Genomic DNA, 14,574 nt, shown 5'->3' with positions numbered 1-14,574 from the left:
CTAATTTTTCAGGACGTATTGCAACGATCCAGTCTGGTACTTTGATACCGTAAAATCTGGAGCGTCCATCTCATTATCCCTGTAAAACGCGCCCTCAGCCCACATCCATGTGGGCTGCCCCGGCCTTCAGGGAACGCCTCGGCGATTTTGACGCCACCAAACAACCGTGCGGCCTATTGATAAAGAGCTAACACATTGTCAAAAAACATCACTATGGTTTCTTAGAGTTTCTCGATATCAATGGTCTGAATAGCCCTTGCAATATCAGGGGAATTATTCAACACCCGAACATGCTGAAATAATTCTGTTGCTTCATCGTATTCTTTACGCAAATAACTCAACCACTGTTTAATCCGCGCAACGTGATATAACCCGGTATCACCCTGCTTTTCCAGACGGGTATATTTTTGTAGCAAAGCAACCACCTCCGGCCACGGCATTCGCGGTTCGTTATATTTTACCACTCGGCTCAGATTGGGAATATTGAGCGCTCCGCGACCAATCATCACCGCGTCACAGCCGCTGATCGCCATACACTGTTGCGCGCTCTGCCAGTCCCAGATTTCACCGTTGGCAATCACCGGAATATTCAGCCGTTGGCGAATCTCGCCAATCGCCTGCCAGTCAATATGCTCCGCGCGGTACCCCTGCTCTTTTGTCCGCCCATGCACCACCAACTCCGTAGCGCCAGCCTGTTGAACCGCATCGGCGATTTCAAATTTCTTCTCACCGCTGTCCCAGCCCAGACGCACTTTCACACTGACGGGCAAATGCGCCGGTACAGCTTCACGCATCGCTTTTGCACCCTGGTAGATGAGTTCAGGATCTTTGAGTAGTGTCGCCCCGCCGCCGCTACCGTTAACCGTTTTCGACGGACAGCCGCAATTAAGATCCACACCCCAGGAACCTAACTCCACCGCACGGGCGGCGTTCTCTGCCAGCCATTGTGGGAACTGACCCAGCAATTGCACGCGCACCAGCGTACCGGATGGCGTTCGGCTGGCGTTTTGTAGCTCCGGGCAAATGCGATGAAAAACTTTTACCGGCAGCAGTTGATCCACCACGCGGACAAACTCGGTGATGCACAGATCGTAGTCGTTAACTTCGGTCAGCAATTCACGCACCAGAGAGTCGAGTACACCCTCCATCGGCGCCAGTAACACACGCATATCATCACCCGCAAAAAAATGAGGCGCTATGTTAGCGCCTCTGGTGTTTGCAGACAAACTGACTTACTGATTAATTCGGGCAAGATTTTTCCCCTCACCCTAACCCTCTCCCCAAAGGGGCGAGGGGACCGTCCGTGCACCTGATTGGGTAAGAAGTACTCAGCGTGGTTGCAGACAGTTATCTTCTTTCCAGCCGTACAGCCACTCCATGCCGCGATAAAACTCTGCCTGCGATTTCCCTTTCCACAGCAGGTTACGTACCTGACGTTCTACCCCTGCGGCGTGATAAACCCGCCCCATTTCACGGGTCGACCAGACGATGCGCGCGGTACGCGGAATACGTACCGACTCATACAGCGCAAAGGCTTGCGCCGCATCACCCTCACACTGCGCCAGCGCCTTACCCAGCGTTACTGCATCTTCCAGCGCCATACAGGCACCTTGTGCCATATACTGCGCCACCGGATGGGCCGCATCGCCCACCAGCGTAATGCGGTTAGTCCCCCATTTCCCTACCGGTTCACGATCGGCAGTTGACCAGCGTCGCCATGACGTCGGTTTATCCAGCATCTGGCGAGGACGCGGGTGAATGCCTTCAAAATAGGAAAGCACTTCCTCTTTACTGCCATCCTTCACGCCCCACTCTTCCTGGTGGCGGCTGTGGAATGTCACCACCAGGTTATACTGCTTGCCGCCGCGCAAAGGATAATGCGCCAGGTGAGAGTGCGGACCCGCCCACAATACCGGCGCATTAATACGTAAATCTTCCGGCATATCCGCACAATCGATAACCGCACGGTAGACCACATGACCGGTGACGCGCGGCGCATCGCCTAATAAGCTCTGGCGCACCACTGACTTCACGCCATCACAGCCAATCAAAATATCGCCGCTCCAGCTATTGCCGCGATCGTCGAAAACGGTGACATCGTCCGGCGTCTCGCGAATATCAACGACGTTTGTGGAGGTGTGATACTCCACGTCCGGATGCGTCAGTACCGCTTCCCACACCGAGGCATGAATATCAACCCGGTGGATCACCGCGTAAGGGCCGCCGAAATGGTCACGAAAGGCCTGCCCGGTTTCAATACGCACCACTTCTTCGGCGTTCACCGCGTCCATCATGGTGATGTGATCGGTGAATACCGCACGTTGGCGGGCGATTTCGCCAACACCAAGACTATCCAACGCCGAAAACGCGTTTGGCCCCAACTGGATGCCTGCGCCAATCTCACCGATCTCATGCGCCTTTTCCAGCAGCACCACTTTGATCCCCTGGCGGGCCAGTGACAGCGCAGTTGCCGCACCGCCGATCCCGCCTCCCACAATTACTGCGCGTGTCACTTTAGTCATTATGGTTCTCCTGGTCAGGCTGAAATTTTATCTTGTTGATTTTCTGGCGCTGCGGCAATGAACGCTGGCAGTTGTGTGCAGGCGTCGTACACCGCTTTGCAGCGCGGATATCCACTCAGATCGCAGTTCATACGTAGCGCGTTCGCCCACTGCGGAACAAGGCAGCAGTCTGCCAGCGTCGGCGTCTCACCCACACAAAATTGCCCCGACTGGCTCTGGCGCAGTAGCTGTTCCACCGCGCTTAAACCTTGCTGGATCCAGTGCGCATACCAGCGTTTTTTCTCTTCTTCACTGACGTTCAGCTCTTCGGTCAGGTAGCGCAGCACGCGCAGGTTATTCAATGGATGAATATCACAGGCGATGGCATAGACAATTTCCAGCACCTTGTTGCGGGCCGGTTCTTCCTGCGGCACCAGCGGAACTTGCGGGTAGTGACGATCCAGCCAGTCAATAATCGCCAGCGACTGACCGAGTGACTCGCCCTCGTCAGTCAGCAGCGTCGGCACCAGCCCGACAGGATTCATCCGCCGATAGGCCAGTTCATTTTGCTGACCAATACGGATATTCACCCCTTCGGTCTGGTAATTAATGCCTTTCAGCGCCAGCGCAATGCGTACCCGGTACGATGCTGAACTATTAAAAAAACTGTACAGCTTCATCATGCACCTCAGACAATCTTCACCGCGATAGGGGTTAAGCCCTCGACGTTGCCCGTGATCACATCACCTTTCACTACCGGGCCCACCCCTTCTGGCGTACCAGTGAAGATCAGATCGCCCGGTTGCAGCTCAAAGAAGCCTGACAGGCAGCTGATGGTTTCATTCACCGACCAGATCAAATGCCGAATATCGCTGCGCTGGTGATCTTCACCGTTTACCTGTAACCAGATTGGTGCGTTATCAATACCGCCGGTTTCGCTGGCTTTGTGCAGCGGTGCGATGGGGGCCGAGAGATCAAATGCTTTGCCGATTTCCCACGGGCGGCCCATCTGACGCATTTCCATTTGACGGTCACGGCGCGTCATATCAAGGCCTGTGGCATAACCCCAGACATATTCATGGGCCTTTTCCAGTGGGATATCGCTGCCCTTTTTACCAATCGCCACCACCAGTTCAATTTCGTAATGATAGTTATCGGTCTGCGCCGGATACGGCAGCGCCAGCGTTTCGCCAGCGGCGACCGGAACAACGGCATCTGCTGGTTTGCAGAAGAAGAAGGGGGGTTCACGATCCGGATCAAAGCCCATTTCGCGGGCGTGGGCGGCATAGTTACGCCCAACGCAGTAAACGCGGCGCACGGGGAATTGTTCATCACTGCCAACAACCGGTACGGTAACGGGCGCTTGTGGTTCGAATACATATTGAGTCATTTTCTCTCTCCCAAATTAATAACGCGCTTCGCGGAACAGCCCCAGGGCTTCTTGTACCGGTCTGTCCGAAAAACTAAATAAAACGGTATCTTGCGTGGTCTGGAACGACACGCCGTGCCAGGTCGGCACCACGAAGATATCTTTTGCACTAAAGCTGAAGGTTTCATTGCCGATAGTGACCTGCCCGTCGCCTTCCACCACGTGATAGATGGTGCTGTCAGTAGTACGCGCCACGCGTGAGGCGAACCCTTTCGGCAGCAGTTGCAGGAAAGCGCCCATCGACGGCATCGGATAGCCGCCGGTGACCGGGTTGACGTAGCGCATTTTGTAGCCATCCCACTCATCGGCATCGCCCAGGCGGGTTAAATCGTGCAGCACTTCGCGGCTACGGTCATAACGATAGTTAAAGATCGGTGAGGAGTTCCCCGTCTGATGGCGCAGCGGCAACATATTGGCGGCATAACGCGGCAGATAATCCCCCTCTTTACGCGTGACCGGTTGTTGCTCTTCCGGGTAATCTTCGGCAAAACCGCAGCCCAGAGTGTTCACTAATGGCAGATCCAGTCCATCGAGCCAGATAACCGGTTCGTCGCCAGGGTTACCGTGATCGTGCCAGCGCCATTGTGGGGTCAGGATAAAATCGCCCTCATTCATTGGCGTGCGTTCGCCATCAACGGCGGTAAATGCCCCTTTGCCTTCAACAATAAAACGCAGCGCCGATTGGTTATGACGATGACTCGGTGCCACTTCGCCCGGCATGATCAGTTGCAAACCAGCATACAAAGTCGCGGTGATGGAAGACTGCCCGCGCAGCGCCGGGTTTTCCAGTACCAGCACACGACGCACAGCTTCTTTCGCGCCAATCAGGCTGCCGCTCTCCAGCAGCAGCGGGCGGATCTCCTGATAATTCCAGTACGCTGGCGCACAGTTGGCGTTGGGCGTTTTCGGCACCAGATGGTGCAGTGACTCCCACAGCGGGGTCAGGTTTTGCCCGGAAATATGCTGATAAAATTGCTCGCGGCTTTTTTGATTGTTATCAGTCATTAGGATGCTCCTTATTCGTTCACAACGCCTGCGCGAGGCAGTGAGTCAGGGACAGAGGTCGACTGGCGAACCACGGTGATCAGCAGGCTTAACATCACCGCACTGATCGCCGCGGGCACAGCGATAATGAAAAACAGGGTGTCGAAAGAGAAATTCATCGCCATCATCAGGCCGCCAGAAAGCGAGCCGACAATCGCGCCGCAGCGGCCGATAGCATTTGACCAGCTCACGCCCGTGGCGCGACTTTGTGTTGGATAAAGTGTTGCGGTCAGCGCATTCAGCCCCACCTGCGATCCGCTAATGCCAATGCCGGTGCCGAAAATCGCCAGCGCCATCAGCCATAATCCATCCTGGCTTAAGCCAATCATCACGATGCATACAGCGCCTACGGCATAGCTCAGCGCCAGCACGCGGAAAGGATTGAACTTATCCATCAGCACGCCCAGCGCCAGCGCGCCCAACGTACCGCCAATCTGGAACGCGGCGGTGACCCAGGACGCGTGTTGCAGGTCTATGCCGCGATGGTTCAGTAGCGTTGGCATCCAGCTTGAGAGCAGGTAAATAATCAGCAGGCTCATAAAGAACACTACCCACAACATCAACGTAATGGGTAACTGACGTCCCATAAACAGTTGACGAATGCTGCCTTTTGTAACGGAGGCTGATTCAATGAGATAAAAGTGGGTATCGACATAACGCTCGCGGGTGATGGCGCTGACGGTTTTCGCAATCACCGCCTGCGGTAGCTGGCGGCGCACCTGCCAGCGTGGCGATTCCGGCAGAACTACCAGCAGTGCGACAAACAGCATCAGCGGTAACACGCCCCCCAACACCAGGATCCCGTGCCAGCCAATCACCGGCACCAGCTGTGCGCTGACAATCCCGCCAAACGCCGAACCCAGCGTAAAGCCGCAAAACATCAGCGTCACCAGCGCGCCTCGGCGGCGGGCAGGCAGATATTCCGAGGTCATGGTGATGGTGTTCGGCATCGCCCCGCCAAGCCCAAGCCCTGTGAGAAAACGCAGTAATACCAGCGTTTGCAGATCTGGTGAAAACGCAGAGGCGAGACTTAACGCGCCAAATAAAAAGACGCATAGCTCTATCACCCGTTTGCGGCCAAAGCGGTCAGACAACGGGCCACAAAGCAGTGCGCCTGCCGTTAAACCCAGCAGACCCGCACCAAAAAGCGGGGCAAGATCGCCTGCGGTGAGCTGCCAGTAAGTACGGATATCAGGGGCGATAAAGCCGATAGCCGCGGTGTCAAAACCATCGAGCATTACCACCAGAAAACAGCAGATGATAACGCGCCACTGCATCTTGCCGACCGGAGCGGCATCGATAAGTGCTTGTAAATCACGTCGTTGAGTCATAGTAAATGCCTCAGTGCAGGTAAGGTAGATGTTTCTTTTGTTTTGTATATGTTGCGATAATGTGATTAAAGAGATGAGATGTACAATGGCATTTCGGGCAGAGAGATAACCTGGAGGTTATGGCAAATGGCGAACTGGGCGCAAAAACTAAAACTACATCACCTGCAAATGCTGGTGGCGCTGGGTGAACAGGGTAATCTGACCCATGTCGCACGGATGATGAATATCACCCAACCCGCGCTTTCGAAATGGTTGTCACAACTGGAAGATGAGATCGGACTCACACTTTTTGAGCGGCACAGCAAAGGGCTTCGTCCGACTGAAGGCGGCAAATTGTTATTGCAACATGCCCAACGGTTAATCAATGACATGAAAAGATCGCAATATGAACTGGCTCGCTTTAAACAAGGTGGACTGGTCGGCAGTCTGAAAATTGGCTGTTCTCCCGTCGCCACTGACTGCGTATCCCAGGCGATTTTGCATTTGCTCAAGGAGATGCCAACTCTACACCTGAATATCGAAGAGAAGGTGATGACCCCATTGCTGCAAGATCTGTTGGCAGGTTCTGTCGATGTGGTGGTTGGGCGAATTGGCGGTCGCGCGTTGCAGCTGCCGCTGAATTATCGCGTGCTCTACACCGAGCCGGTATGCTTTGTCGCCCGTCCTGAGCATCCACTGGCGAAATACGCCACCCTCAGCTGGAATGATCTTGCTAACTGGCGGTGGATAGTCTGGCCGACAGGTACCCCCATCCGCATCAGCATTGATAATGCGCTGGTAGACCACGGCGTGATGCTGCCAGAAAACACGATTGAGTCGGCGTCGATGAACGTCAGTACCAACCTGTTACAAAGCAGCAATATGATCTCTATTTTGTCATTACGCCTGGCGCAACGTTATGCCAGCCAGGGGCAACTGGTGATCCTCAACCTGCCAAAGATTGAACAGAAAGGCAGCGTCGGTGTGTTTTGGCGTAATAACGAAACGCCTTCTTATGCTTTAAGTCAGTTTCTGCACTTTTTACAGCAGAATTAGTGTGCTGAACTGGGCACTCGCCCGATGTTACTTCCCTGTAATTCAACTATGCTGAGAATTCTTAATGTGATCGGTAGCACGTTTTACGAATTAATTGTATGATGAATCCATCTCATCTGGGGTGTTGATTATGAGTAAGACACTGAACATTATCTGGCAATATTTACGCGCTTTTATCCTGATTTATGCCTGCCTGTATGCAGGCATTTTCATTGCTTCCCTGCTACCGGTAACCATTCCGGGCAGCATCATCGGGATGCTGATCTTGTTTGTCCTGCTGGCCTTGCAAATTCTTCCGGCAAAGTGGGTCAATCCGGGGTGCTACGTACTGATTCGCTATATGGCGCTATTGTTTGTGCCGATTGGCGTAGGCGTCATGCAATATTTTGATTTGCTCCGCGCACAGTTTGGTCCGGTAGTGGTTTCCTGTGCAGTCAGTACGCTGGTGGTTTTTCTGGTGGTGAGCTGGAGTTCGCAACTGGTGCACGGTGAACGTAAAGTCGTAGGTCAGAAAGGATCAGAAGAATGATGGCAAATATCTGGTGGTCATTGCCGCTAACGTTAATTGTCTTTTTTGCCGCCCGCAAACTGGCGGCGCGGTATAAGTTTCCCTTGCTTAACCCATTGCTGGTTGCAATGGTGGTGATCATTCCTTTTTTAATGCTGACCGGCATCTCTTACGACAGCTACTTTAAAGGTAGCGAAGTGCTAAACGATCTGCTGCAACCGGCGGTCGTCGCGCTGGCCTATCCTTTATATGAGCAGCTGCACCAGATCCGCGCGCGCTGGAAATCGATCATCACCATCTGTTTTATCGGCAGCGTGGTTGCGATGGTGACGGGGACTTCCGTGGCATTGTTGATGGGCGCTTCACCGGAAATCGCCGCGTCAATCCTGCCGAAATCAGTCACCACGCCTATTGCAATGGCGGTTGGCGGCAGTATTGGCGGTATTCCGGCAATCAGCGCAGTTTGCGTGATTTTCGTCGGTATTCTGGGCGCAGTGTTTGGTCATACGTTACTTAATGCGATGCGTATTCGCACCAAAGCAGCGCGCGGTCTGGCGATGGGGACAGCCTCGCACGCCCTCGGTACGGCACGCTGTGCTGAGCTGGATTATCAGGAAGGTGCATTTAGTTCGCTGGCGCTGGTGTTATGCGGGATTATTACTTCGCTGATCGCACCGTTCCTTTTCCCGATTATTCTGGCAGTAATGGGCTAAAATTTGCGATGCGTCGCGCATTTTTGATGTAAGTTTCATTCGTTGCACAATTAATGAGATTCAGATCACATATAAAGCCATAACGGGTTCGTAAACTGTTATCCCATTACATGATTATGAGGCAACGCCATGCATCCACGTTTTCAAACCGCTTTTGCCCAACTTGCGGATAACTTGCAATCTGCACTGGAACCTATTCTGGCAGACAAGTACTTCCCCGCTTTGTTGACCGGGGAGCAAGTCTCATTGCTGAAGAGCGCAACGGGGCTGGACGAAGACGCGCTGGCATTCGCACTACTCCCGCTGGCGGCGGCCTGTGCGCGTACGCCATTGTCGAATTTTAATGTTGGCGCAATTGCGCGCGGTGTGAGCGGAACCTGGTATTTCGGTGCCAATATGGAATTTATTGGTGCGACAATGCAGCAAACCGTTCATGCCGAACAAAGCGCGATCAGCCACGCCTGGTTGAGTGGTGAAAAAGCGCTCGCAGCCATCACCGTTAACTACACGCCTTGTGGTCACTGCCGTCAGTTTATGAATGAACTGAACAGCGGTCTGGATCTGCGTATTCATCTGCCGGGCCGCGAGGCACACGCGCTGCGTGACTATCTGCCGGATGCCTTTGGGCCGAAGGATCTGGAGATTAAAACGCTGCTGATGGACGAGCAGGATCACGGCTATGCGCTGACTGGTGATGCGCTTTCTCAGGCGGCGATTGCAGCGGCAAATCGTTCACACATGCCTTACAGTAAGTCGCCAAGCGGTGTAGCGCTGGAATGTAAAGACGGTCGTATTTTCAGCGGCAGCTACGCTGAAAACGCCGCATTTAACCCGACTCTACCACCGTTGCAGGGGGCGTTAATTTTGTTGAATCTCAAGGGTTATGATTACCCGGATATCCAGCGCGCGGTTCTGGCAGAAAAAGCCGATGCGCCGTTGATTCAGTGGGATGCAACCTCCGCAACGCTGAAAGCTCTCGGCTGTCACAGTATCGACCGCGTGCTTCTCGCTTAAGACTGGTGCCGGATGTGGCGTGAACGCCTTATCCGGCCGCCTTCAGGTCTGACACACTGATAAACGTCGCATCATACTTGCCTGCTCTCTCCCGGTGTCGAAAATCCCGGCAAACAGTTTGCCGTTTCTTGCGCAAAACCAGCGGGTAAAGTAGCCTGATGGAAATTTTCCTTAGATCGAGTCTCCTGCATGTTAAAGCGCGTGTTCCTCAGCCTGTTAGTCCTGATCGGCTTGCTGCTGTTGACTGTGCTCGGCCTCGATCGCTGGATGAGCTGGAAAACCGCGCCTTATATCTACGACGAATTGCAGGATCTCCCCTACCGCCAGGTCGGTGTGGTGCTCGGCACAGCAAAATATTATCGTACTGGCGTAATTAATCAGTATTATCGCTACCGCATTCAAGGAGCGATTAATGCCTATAACAGCGGCAAGGTAAATTATCTATTACTGAGCGGCGATAATGCTTTGCAAAGTTATAATGAGCCAAAGACCATGCGCAAAGATTTAATCGCCGCAGGTGTCGACCCATCAGATATTGTCCTCGATTACGCAGGTTTTCGTACGCTGGATTCCATCGTGCGTACACGCAAAGTTTTCGATACTAATGATTTCATTATTATCACCCAACGTTTCCACTGTGAGCGGGCATTATTTATTGCGCTGCATATGGGGATTCAGGCTCAGTGTTATGCCGTACCGTCACCGAAAGATATGCTGTCAGTACGTATTCGCGAATTTGCCGCCCGTTTCGGTGCGCTGGCTGACCTTTATATTTTTAAACGTGAACCGCGTTATTTAGGGCCGCTTGTGCCTATTCCGGCTATGCACCAGGTGCCGGAAGATGCGCAGGGGTATCCCGCCGTCACGCCCGAACAGTTACTTGAATTGCAAAAGAAACAAGGAAAGTAGTTATGGATGTACAGCAGTTTTTTGTCGTTGCCGTTTTTTTCCTTATCCCGATATTTTGTTTCCGCGAAGCATGGAAAGGCTGGCGCGCAGGCGCGATTGATAAACGGGTTAAAAATGCACCGGAACCGGTGTATGTCTGGCGAGCAAAAAATCCCGGACTCTTCTTCGCTTATTTAGTAGCATATAGTGGCTTCGGAATTTTATCTATTGGTATGATTATTTATCTTATTTTCTATCGTTAATATTGTCCCTCCCCTGTTAATTATTGAGAATAATTATTACTTCAGTCAATAAGCTGCGGATATAACATTCTGAACCGCAGCTATTTGTGAATTCTTTCACAGTTTAAATTTCCCCACACGCTTAGCCTTAATATCAGCAAGCAATATTTATGCTCTAAATAATTCGAGTTGCAGGAAGACGACAAGTGACTGGGGTGAGCTAACGCAGACGCAGCACATGCAACTTGAAGTATGACGAGTATATTTAGCGTTCGCCTTAATTACTCATAGCATTAAGGAAGATCACATGCCGCAACAAAATTATCTGGATGAACTCACTCCGGCTTTTACGCCTTTACTGGCGATTAAAGAAGCCTCTCGCTGTTTATTATGTCACGACGCGCCCTGTAGTCAGGCTTGCCCGGCACAAACCGATCCGGGGAAATTTATACGCTCAATCTACTTTCGTAATTTTAAAGGCGCTGCCGAGACAATTCGCGAAAATAATGCCTTAGGTGCTGTATGCGCCAGAGTTTGCCCAACGGAGAAATTATGTCAAAGCGGTTGTACCCGTGCCGGTGTTGATGCTCCCATTGATATCGGTCGCTTACAGCGTTTTATCACTGATTTTGAACAACAAACCGGGATGGAAATTTATCAGCCTGGTACTAAAACGCTCGGCAAAGTCGCCATTATTGGCGCAGGTCCTGCTGGATTGCAGGCCAGCGTGACGCTGACAAATATGGGGTACGACGTCACTATTTATGAAAAAGAAGCGCAACCCGGTGGCTGGCTGTGTAACGGTATTCCGCAATTTCGTTTGCCGCAAACCGTGCTGGATGCAGAGATCGCCCGTATCGAAAAAATGGGGGTGACCATTAAGTGCAATAACGAAATCGGTAAAGTACTCACCCTGGAGCAACTGAAAGCGGAAAACCGCGCAGTACTTGTCACCGTAGGGTTGTCGGGCGGTTCCGGGCTACCGCTGTTTGAGCATAGCGACGTTGAGATTGCCGTCGACTTCTTGCAACGTGCACGGCAGGCGCAGGGCGATATCAGCATTCCACAAAGCGCATTAATTATCGGCGGCGGTGATGTCGCGATGGACGTTGCCAGCACGCTGAAAGTTCTCGGCTGTCAGGCGGTAACCTGCGTAGCACGTGAAGAGTTAGATGAGTTTCCGGCAAGCGAAAAAGAGTTTGCCAGCGCCCGGGAGTTGGGCGTTTCGATCATCGATGGATTCACACCAGTGGCCGTGGAAGGCAATAAAGTCACGTTTAAGCATGTACGCTTACCGGGCGAACTAACGATGGCGGCAGATAAAATTATTCTCGCCGTCGGTCAGCATGCCAGACTGGATGCCTTTGCGGAGTTAGAGCCGCAGCGTAACACCATCAAAACAAAAAATTACCAGACCCGCGACCCGCAAGTCTTTGCTGCTGGCGATATTGTTGAGGGTTACAAAACCGTGGTTTATGCCGTGAAAACCGGGAAAGAAGCCGCTGAGGCAATTCATCACTATTTAGAGGGAGCTTGCTCATGTTAACGAAAGATCTTTCGATTACCTTTTGCGGCGTGAAGTTTCCCAACCCGTTCTGCCTCTCTTCTTCGCCGGTAGGCAATTGCTATGAGATGTGCGCCAAAGCCTACGACACGGGCTGGGGTGGCGTGGTATTTAAAACGATCGGCTTTTTTATCGCCAACGAAGTCTCACCACGTTTTGATCATCTGGTGAAAGAAGATACCGGTTTTATCGGCTTCAAAAATATGGAGCAGATTGCCGAACATCCTCTGGAGGAGAATCTGGCCGCCCTGCATCGGCTGAAAGAAGATTATCCGGACAAAGTATTGATCGCTTCGATCATGGGCGAAAATGAACAGCAGTGGGAGGATCTGGCGCGGCTAGTGCAAGAAGCTGGCGCCGATATGATCGAGTGTAACTTCTCCTGTCCGCAAATGACTTCTCATGCGATGGGTAGTGATGTCGGGCAAAGCCCGGAACTGGTAGAAAAATATTGTCGGGCGGTGAAACGCGGTTCTAAGCTGCCGATGCTGGCGAAGATGACGCCGAATATCGGTGATATGTGCGAAGTGGCGCTGGCTGCGAAGCGCGGCGGCGCAGATGGCATTGCGGCGATTAATACCGTTAAATCCATCACCAATATCGATCTTAATCAGAAAATTGGTATGCCGATCGTTAACGGTAAATCGAGTATTTCCGGATATTCAGGTAAAGCGGTAAAACCGATCGCCCTACGCTTTATTCAGCAAATGCGCACCCATCCAGAGCTGCGCGATTTCCCGATCAGCGGTATCGGCGGTATTGAAACCTGGGAAGATGCGGCAGAGTTTTTATTGCTCGGTGCAGCGACATTGCAGGTGACCACCGGCATTATGCAGTACGGCTATCGGATAGTGGAAGATATGGCAAGCGGGTTATCGCATTATCTCGCCGATCAGGGATTTGATTCGTTGCAGGAGATGGTAGGTCTGGCGAATCACAATATTGTCCCGGCGGAAGATTTAGACCGTAGCTATATCGTCTATCCCCATATCAATCTCGATAAATGTGTTGGCTGTGGACGCTGTTATATTTCCTGTTACGACGGCGGTCACCAGGCGATGGAATGGAGCGAGAAAACGCGCACACCGCATTGTAATACCGAGAAGTGCGTGGGTTGTCTGCTTTGTGGTCATGTTTGCCCGGTTGGTTGTATTGATCTCGGGGAAGTGAAGTTTAAGAAGGGAGAGAAAGAACACCCGGTAACGTTGTAGAACCAGCGTCGCATCCGGCATTTGGCACCGATTGCCGGATGCGGCGCATCCGGCAATACCCACATTCACATCATTTCTTACGCGCGTATTTCAGTGAATCCAGCGCCACGGCGAAGATAATAATCGCCCCTTTGATGATGTACTGCCAGTACGGGTTTACGCCGATGTACGTCAGGCCATAGTTGATAACGGTAAAGATAATTACCCCGGTCACTACACCAATCACCGTCCCCACACCGCCGCTAAACGATACGCCGCCCACCACGCACGCTGCGATAGCATCCAGCTCATACATAAAGCCGAGGTTGTTGGTGGCAGAGCCGATACGTCCGGCTTCTAACATCCCGCCAAAGGCATAGAACACACCAGACAACGCGTAGATCATCAGCAGGTTCAGGCCAACGTTGACACCAGAAACTTTCGCCGCTTCCGGGTTACCGCCAATGGCAAAAATGTTCTTACCGAAACGGGTTTTGTTCCACAACACCCAGACGAATGCCACCGCAATCAACGCGTAGAAAGTGATGTAAGAGAGACGGAAGCTCCCCAGCGCAACAAAGCCCTGAGCAAAGGTAGAGAAGCCACTGTCAAAACCAGAAATTGGCGACGCCCCGACAAAGTCGTAATAGAGCGAGTTGATGCCGTAGACGATAATCATCGTGCCGAGCGTGGTAATGAATGGCGTCACGTTGAGATAAGCGATAATCAGGCCGTTGATCAAACCGATCACCGCGCCAATGGCACAGACAATCAGAATTACCAGCGCAATCGGCATCGTCGCCATTTCCGGGAATACTTTGTTAGCGTTATCCATGGACTGCAATAACGTCGCTGCCACCACGGCTGCCAGCCCTACCTGACGTCCCGCAGATAGGTCGGTCCCCTGGGTGACAATTAATCCTGCCACACCAAGCGCGATAATAATACGCACCGATGACTGGGTGAGAATATTACTTAAGTTCAACAGACTTAAAAAAGTTGGGTCCTGGAAAATAATAATCGCCAGCAAAACTAAAAGAACGACGTAAATACCGCCCTCTTTCAGGTAAGTAAGAAAACTTTTCTTATTTAACGCACTCATGGGAGGCCCCTAA

Annotated in this window: 15 protein-coding genes; 8 read left to right on the top strand and 7 right to left on the bottom strand. The window is 52.3% G+C overall.

What is annotated here, in order from left to right:
- Window positions 1-221: 221 nt before the first annotated feature.
- From dusC to mhbT, 6 genes are all read right to left on the bottom strand, one after another.
- Window positions 222-1,169 (bottom strand): tRNA dihydrouridine(16) synthase DusC, encoded by a 948-nt coding sequence (dusC, locus tag ATB02_RS11435; protein WP_001264874.1) that lies wholly within the window; start codon window positions 1,167-1,169, stop codon window positions 222-224.
- A 159-nt stretch (window positions 1,170-1,328) separates the two neighbouring features.
- The gene (locus ATB02_RS11430; RefSeq protein WP_105271596.1) at window positions 1,329-2,522 is read right to left on the bottom strand and encodes a 3-hydroxybenzoate 6-monooxygenase; all 1,194 of its coding nucleotides are present in this window, start codon (window positions 2,520-2,522) and stop codon (window positions 1,329-1,331) included.
- 14 nt (window positions 2,523-2,536) lie between these two features.
- Entirely contained in the window at window positions 2,537-3,181 is a 645-nt protein-coding gene (gene maiA, locus ATB02_RS11425; protein ID WP_000781197.1) for a maleylacetoacetate isomerase, read from the bottom strand.
- A gap of 8 nt (window positions 3,182-3,189) precedes the next feature.
- A complete protein-coding gene (locus ATB02_RS11420; protein ID WP_105271595.1) occupies window positions 3,190-3,891 on the bottom strand; it encodes a fumarylacetoacetate hydrolase family protein in 702 nt (233 codons plus the stop codon).
- 15 nt (window positions 3,892-3,906) lie between these two features.
- The gene (gene gtdA, locus ATB02_RS11415) at window positions 3,907-4,935 is read right to left on the bottom strand and encodes a gentisate 1,2-dioxygenase (RefSeq protein WP_105271594.1); all 1,029 of its coding nucleotides are present in this window, start codon (window positions 4,933-4,935) and stop codon (window positions 3,907-3,909) included.
- Between the two features lie 11 nt (window positions 4,936-4,946).
- Window positions 4,947-6,305, bottom strand: a complete 1,359-nt coding sequence (gene mhbT, locus ATB02_RS11410; protein ID WP_105271593.1) for a 3-hydroxybenzoate transporter MhbT — start codon at window positions 6,303-6,305, stop codon at window positions 4,947-4,949.
- A gap of 126 nt (window positions 6,306-6,431) precedes the next feature.
- Here mhbT and ATB02_RS11405 point away from each other — a divergent pair, with 126 nt between their 5' ends.
- From ATB02_RS11405 to preA, 8 genes are all read left to right on the top strand, one after another.
- Window positions 6,432-7,340, top strand: a complete 909-nt coding sequence (locus tag ATB02_RS11405) for a LysR substrate-binding domain-containing protein (RefSeq protein WP_105271592.1) — start codon at window positions 6,432-6,434, stop codon at window positions 7,338-7,340.
- Window positions 7,341-7,470: 130 nt separating this feature from the next.
- Window positions 7,471-7,869 (top strand): CidA/LrgA family protein, encoded by a 399-nt coding sequence (locus ATB02_RS11400; RefSeq protein ID WP_001353095.1) that lies wholly within the window; start codon window positions 7,471-7,473, stop codon window positions 7,867-7,869.
- Entirely contained in the window at window positions 7,866-8,561 is a 696-nt protein-coding gene (locus ATB02_RS11395) for a CidB/LrgB family autolysis modulator (protein WP_000968208.1), read from the top strand. The genes ATB02_RS11400 and ATB02_RS11395 overlap by 4 nt, the downstream gene beginning before the upstream one ends.
- A gap of 129 nt (window positions 8,562-8,690) precedes the next feature.
- Entirely contained in the window at window positions 8,691-9,575 is an 885-nt protein-coding gene (gene cdd / locus ATB02_RS11390) for a cytidine deaminase (RefSeq protein WP_032161724.1), read from the top strand.
- A 189-nt stretch (window positions 9,576-9,764) separates the two neighbouring features.
- On the top strand, window positions 9,765-10,484 hold the full coding sequence (gene sanA / locus ATB02_RS11385; RefSeq protein ID WP_105271591.1) for an outer membrane permeability protein SanA: 720 nt from the start codon (window positions 9,765-9,767) through the stop codon (window positions 10,482-10,484).
- 2 nt (window positions 10,485-10,486) lie between these two features.
- Entirely contained in the window at window positions 10,487-10,726 is a 240-nt protein-coding gene (locus tag ATB02_RS11380; protein ID WP_105271590.1) for a DUF2542 family protein, read from the top strand.
- A 286-nt stretch (window positions 10,727-11,012) separates the two neighbouring features.
- Window positions 11,013-12,251: an NAD-dependent dihydropyrimidine dehydrogenase subunit PreT gene (preT, locus tag ATB02_RS11375; RefSeq protein WP_105271589.1), complete on the top strand. Its 1,239-nt coding sequence runs from the start codon at window positions 11,013-11,015 to the stop codon at window positions 12,249-12,251.
- Complete coding sequence (preA, locus tag ATB02_RS11370) at window positions 12,245-13,480, top strand: NAD-dependent dihydropyrimidine dehydrogenase subunit PreA (protein ID WP_105271588.1); 1,236 nt, start codon at window positions 12,245-12,247, stop codon at window positions 13,478-13,480. The genes preT and preA overlap by 7 nt, the downstream gene beginning before the upstream one ends.
- Before the next feature lie 70 nt (window positions 13,481-13,550).
- Here preA and mglC read toward each other — a convergent pair whose 3' ends face one another.
- The gene (gene mglC / locus ATB02_RS11365; protein ID WP_001275118.1) at window positions 13,551-14,561 is read right to left on the bottom strand and encodes a galactose/methyl galactoside ABC transporter permease MglC; all 1,011 of its coding nucleotides are present in this window, start codon (window positions 14,559-14,561) and stop codon (window positions 13,551-13,553) included.
- Between the last annotated feature and the right edge of the window lie 13 nt (window positions 14,562-14,574).

The sequence above is a fragment of the Escherichia sp. MOD1-EC5189 genome, assembly GCF_002966045.1.
Taxonomy (GTDB): Bacteria; Pseudomonadota; Gammaproteobacteria; order Enterobacterales; family Enterobacteriaceae; genus Escherichia; species Escherichia coli_F.
The sequence above is the reverse complement of the archived record's forward strand: the minus strand, read 5'-3'. Positions and strand labels throughout refer to the sequence as shown.

Excerpts from the sequence above, each read along its gene's own strand:
- maiA (WP_000781197.1), bottom strand. The coding sequence starts at position 3,181 with ATGAAGCTGTACAGTTTTTTTAATAGTTCAGCATCGTACCGGGTACGC.
- gtdA (WP_105271594.1), bottom strand. The coding sequence starts at position 4,935 with ATGACTGATAACAATCAAAAAAGCCGCGAGCAATTTTATCAGCATATT.
- preA (WP_105271588.1), top strand. The coding sequence starts at position 12,245 with ATGTTAACGAAAGATCTTTCGATTACCTTTTGCGGCGTGAAGTTTCCC.
- sanA (WP_105271591.1), top strand. The coding sequence starts at position 9,765 with ATGTTAAAGCGCGTGTTCCTCAGCCTGTTAGTCCTGATCGGCTTGCTG.
- ATB02_RS11430 (WP_105271596.1), bottom strand. The coding sequence starts at position 2,522 with ATGACTAAAGTGACACGCGCAGTAATTGTGGGAGGCGGGATCGGCGGT.
- mhbT (WP_105271593.1), bottom strand. The coding sequence starts at position 6,305 with ATGACTCAACGACGTGATTTACAAGCACTTATCGATGCCGCTCCGGTC.
- ATB02_RS11395 (WP_000968208.1), top strand. The coding sequence starts at position 7,866 with ATGATGGCAAATATCTGGTGGTCATTGCCGCTAACGTTAATTGTCTTT.
- dusC (WP_001264874.1), bottom strand. The coding sequence starts at position 1,169 with ATGCGTGTGTTACTGGCGCCGATGGAGGGTGTACTCGACTCTCTGGTG.
- ATB02_RS11405 (WP_105271592.1), top strand. The coding sequence starts at position 6,432 with ATGGCGAACTGGGCGCAAAAACTAAAACTACATCACCTGCAAATGCTG.
- cdd (WP_032161724.1), top strand. The coding sequence starts at position 8,691 with ATGCATCCACGTTTTCAAACCGCTTTTGCCCAACTTGCGGATAACTTG.
- preT (WP_105271589.1), top strand. The coding sequence starts at position 11,013 with ATGCCGCAACAAAATTATCTGGATGAACTCACTCCGGCTTTTACGCCT.
- ATB02_RS11380 (WP_105271590.1), top strand. The coding sequence starts at position 10,487 with ATGGATGTACAGCAGTTTTTTGTCGTTGCCGTTTTTTTCCTTATCCCG.
- ATB02_RS11400 (WP_001353095.1), top strand. The coding sequence starts at position 7,471 with ATGAGTAAGACACTGAACATTATCTGGCAATATTTACGCGCTTTTATC.
- ATB02_RS11420 (WP_105271595.1), bottom strand. The coding sequence starts at position 3,891 with ATGACTCAATATGTATTCGAACCACAAGCGCCCGTTACCGTACCGGTT.
- mglC (WP_001275118.1), bottom strand. The coding sequence starts at position 14,561 with ATGAGTGCGTTAAATAAGAAAAGTTTTCTTACTTACCTGAAAGAGGGC.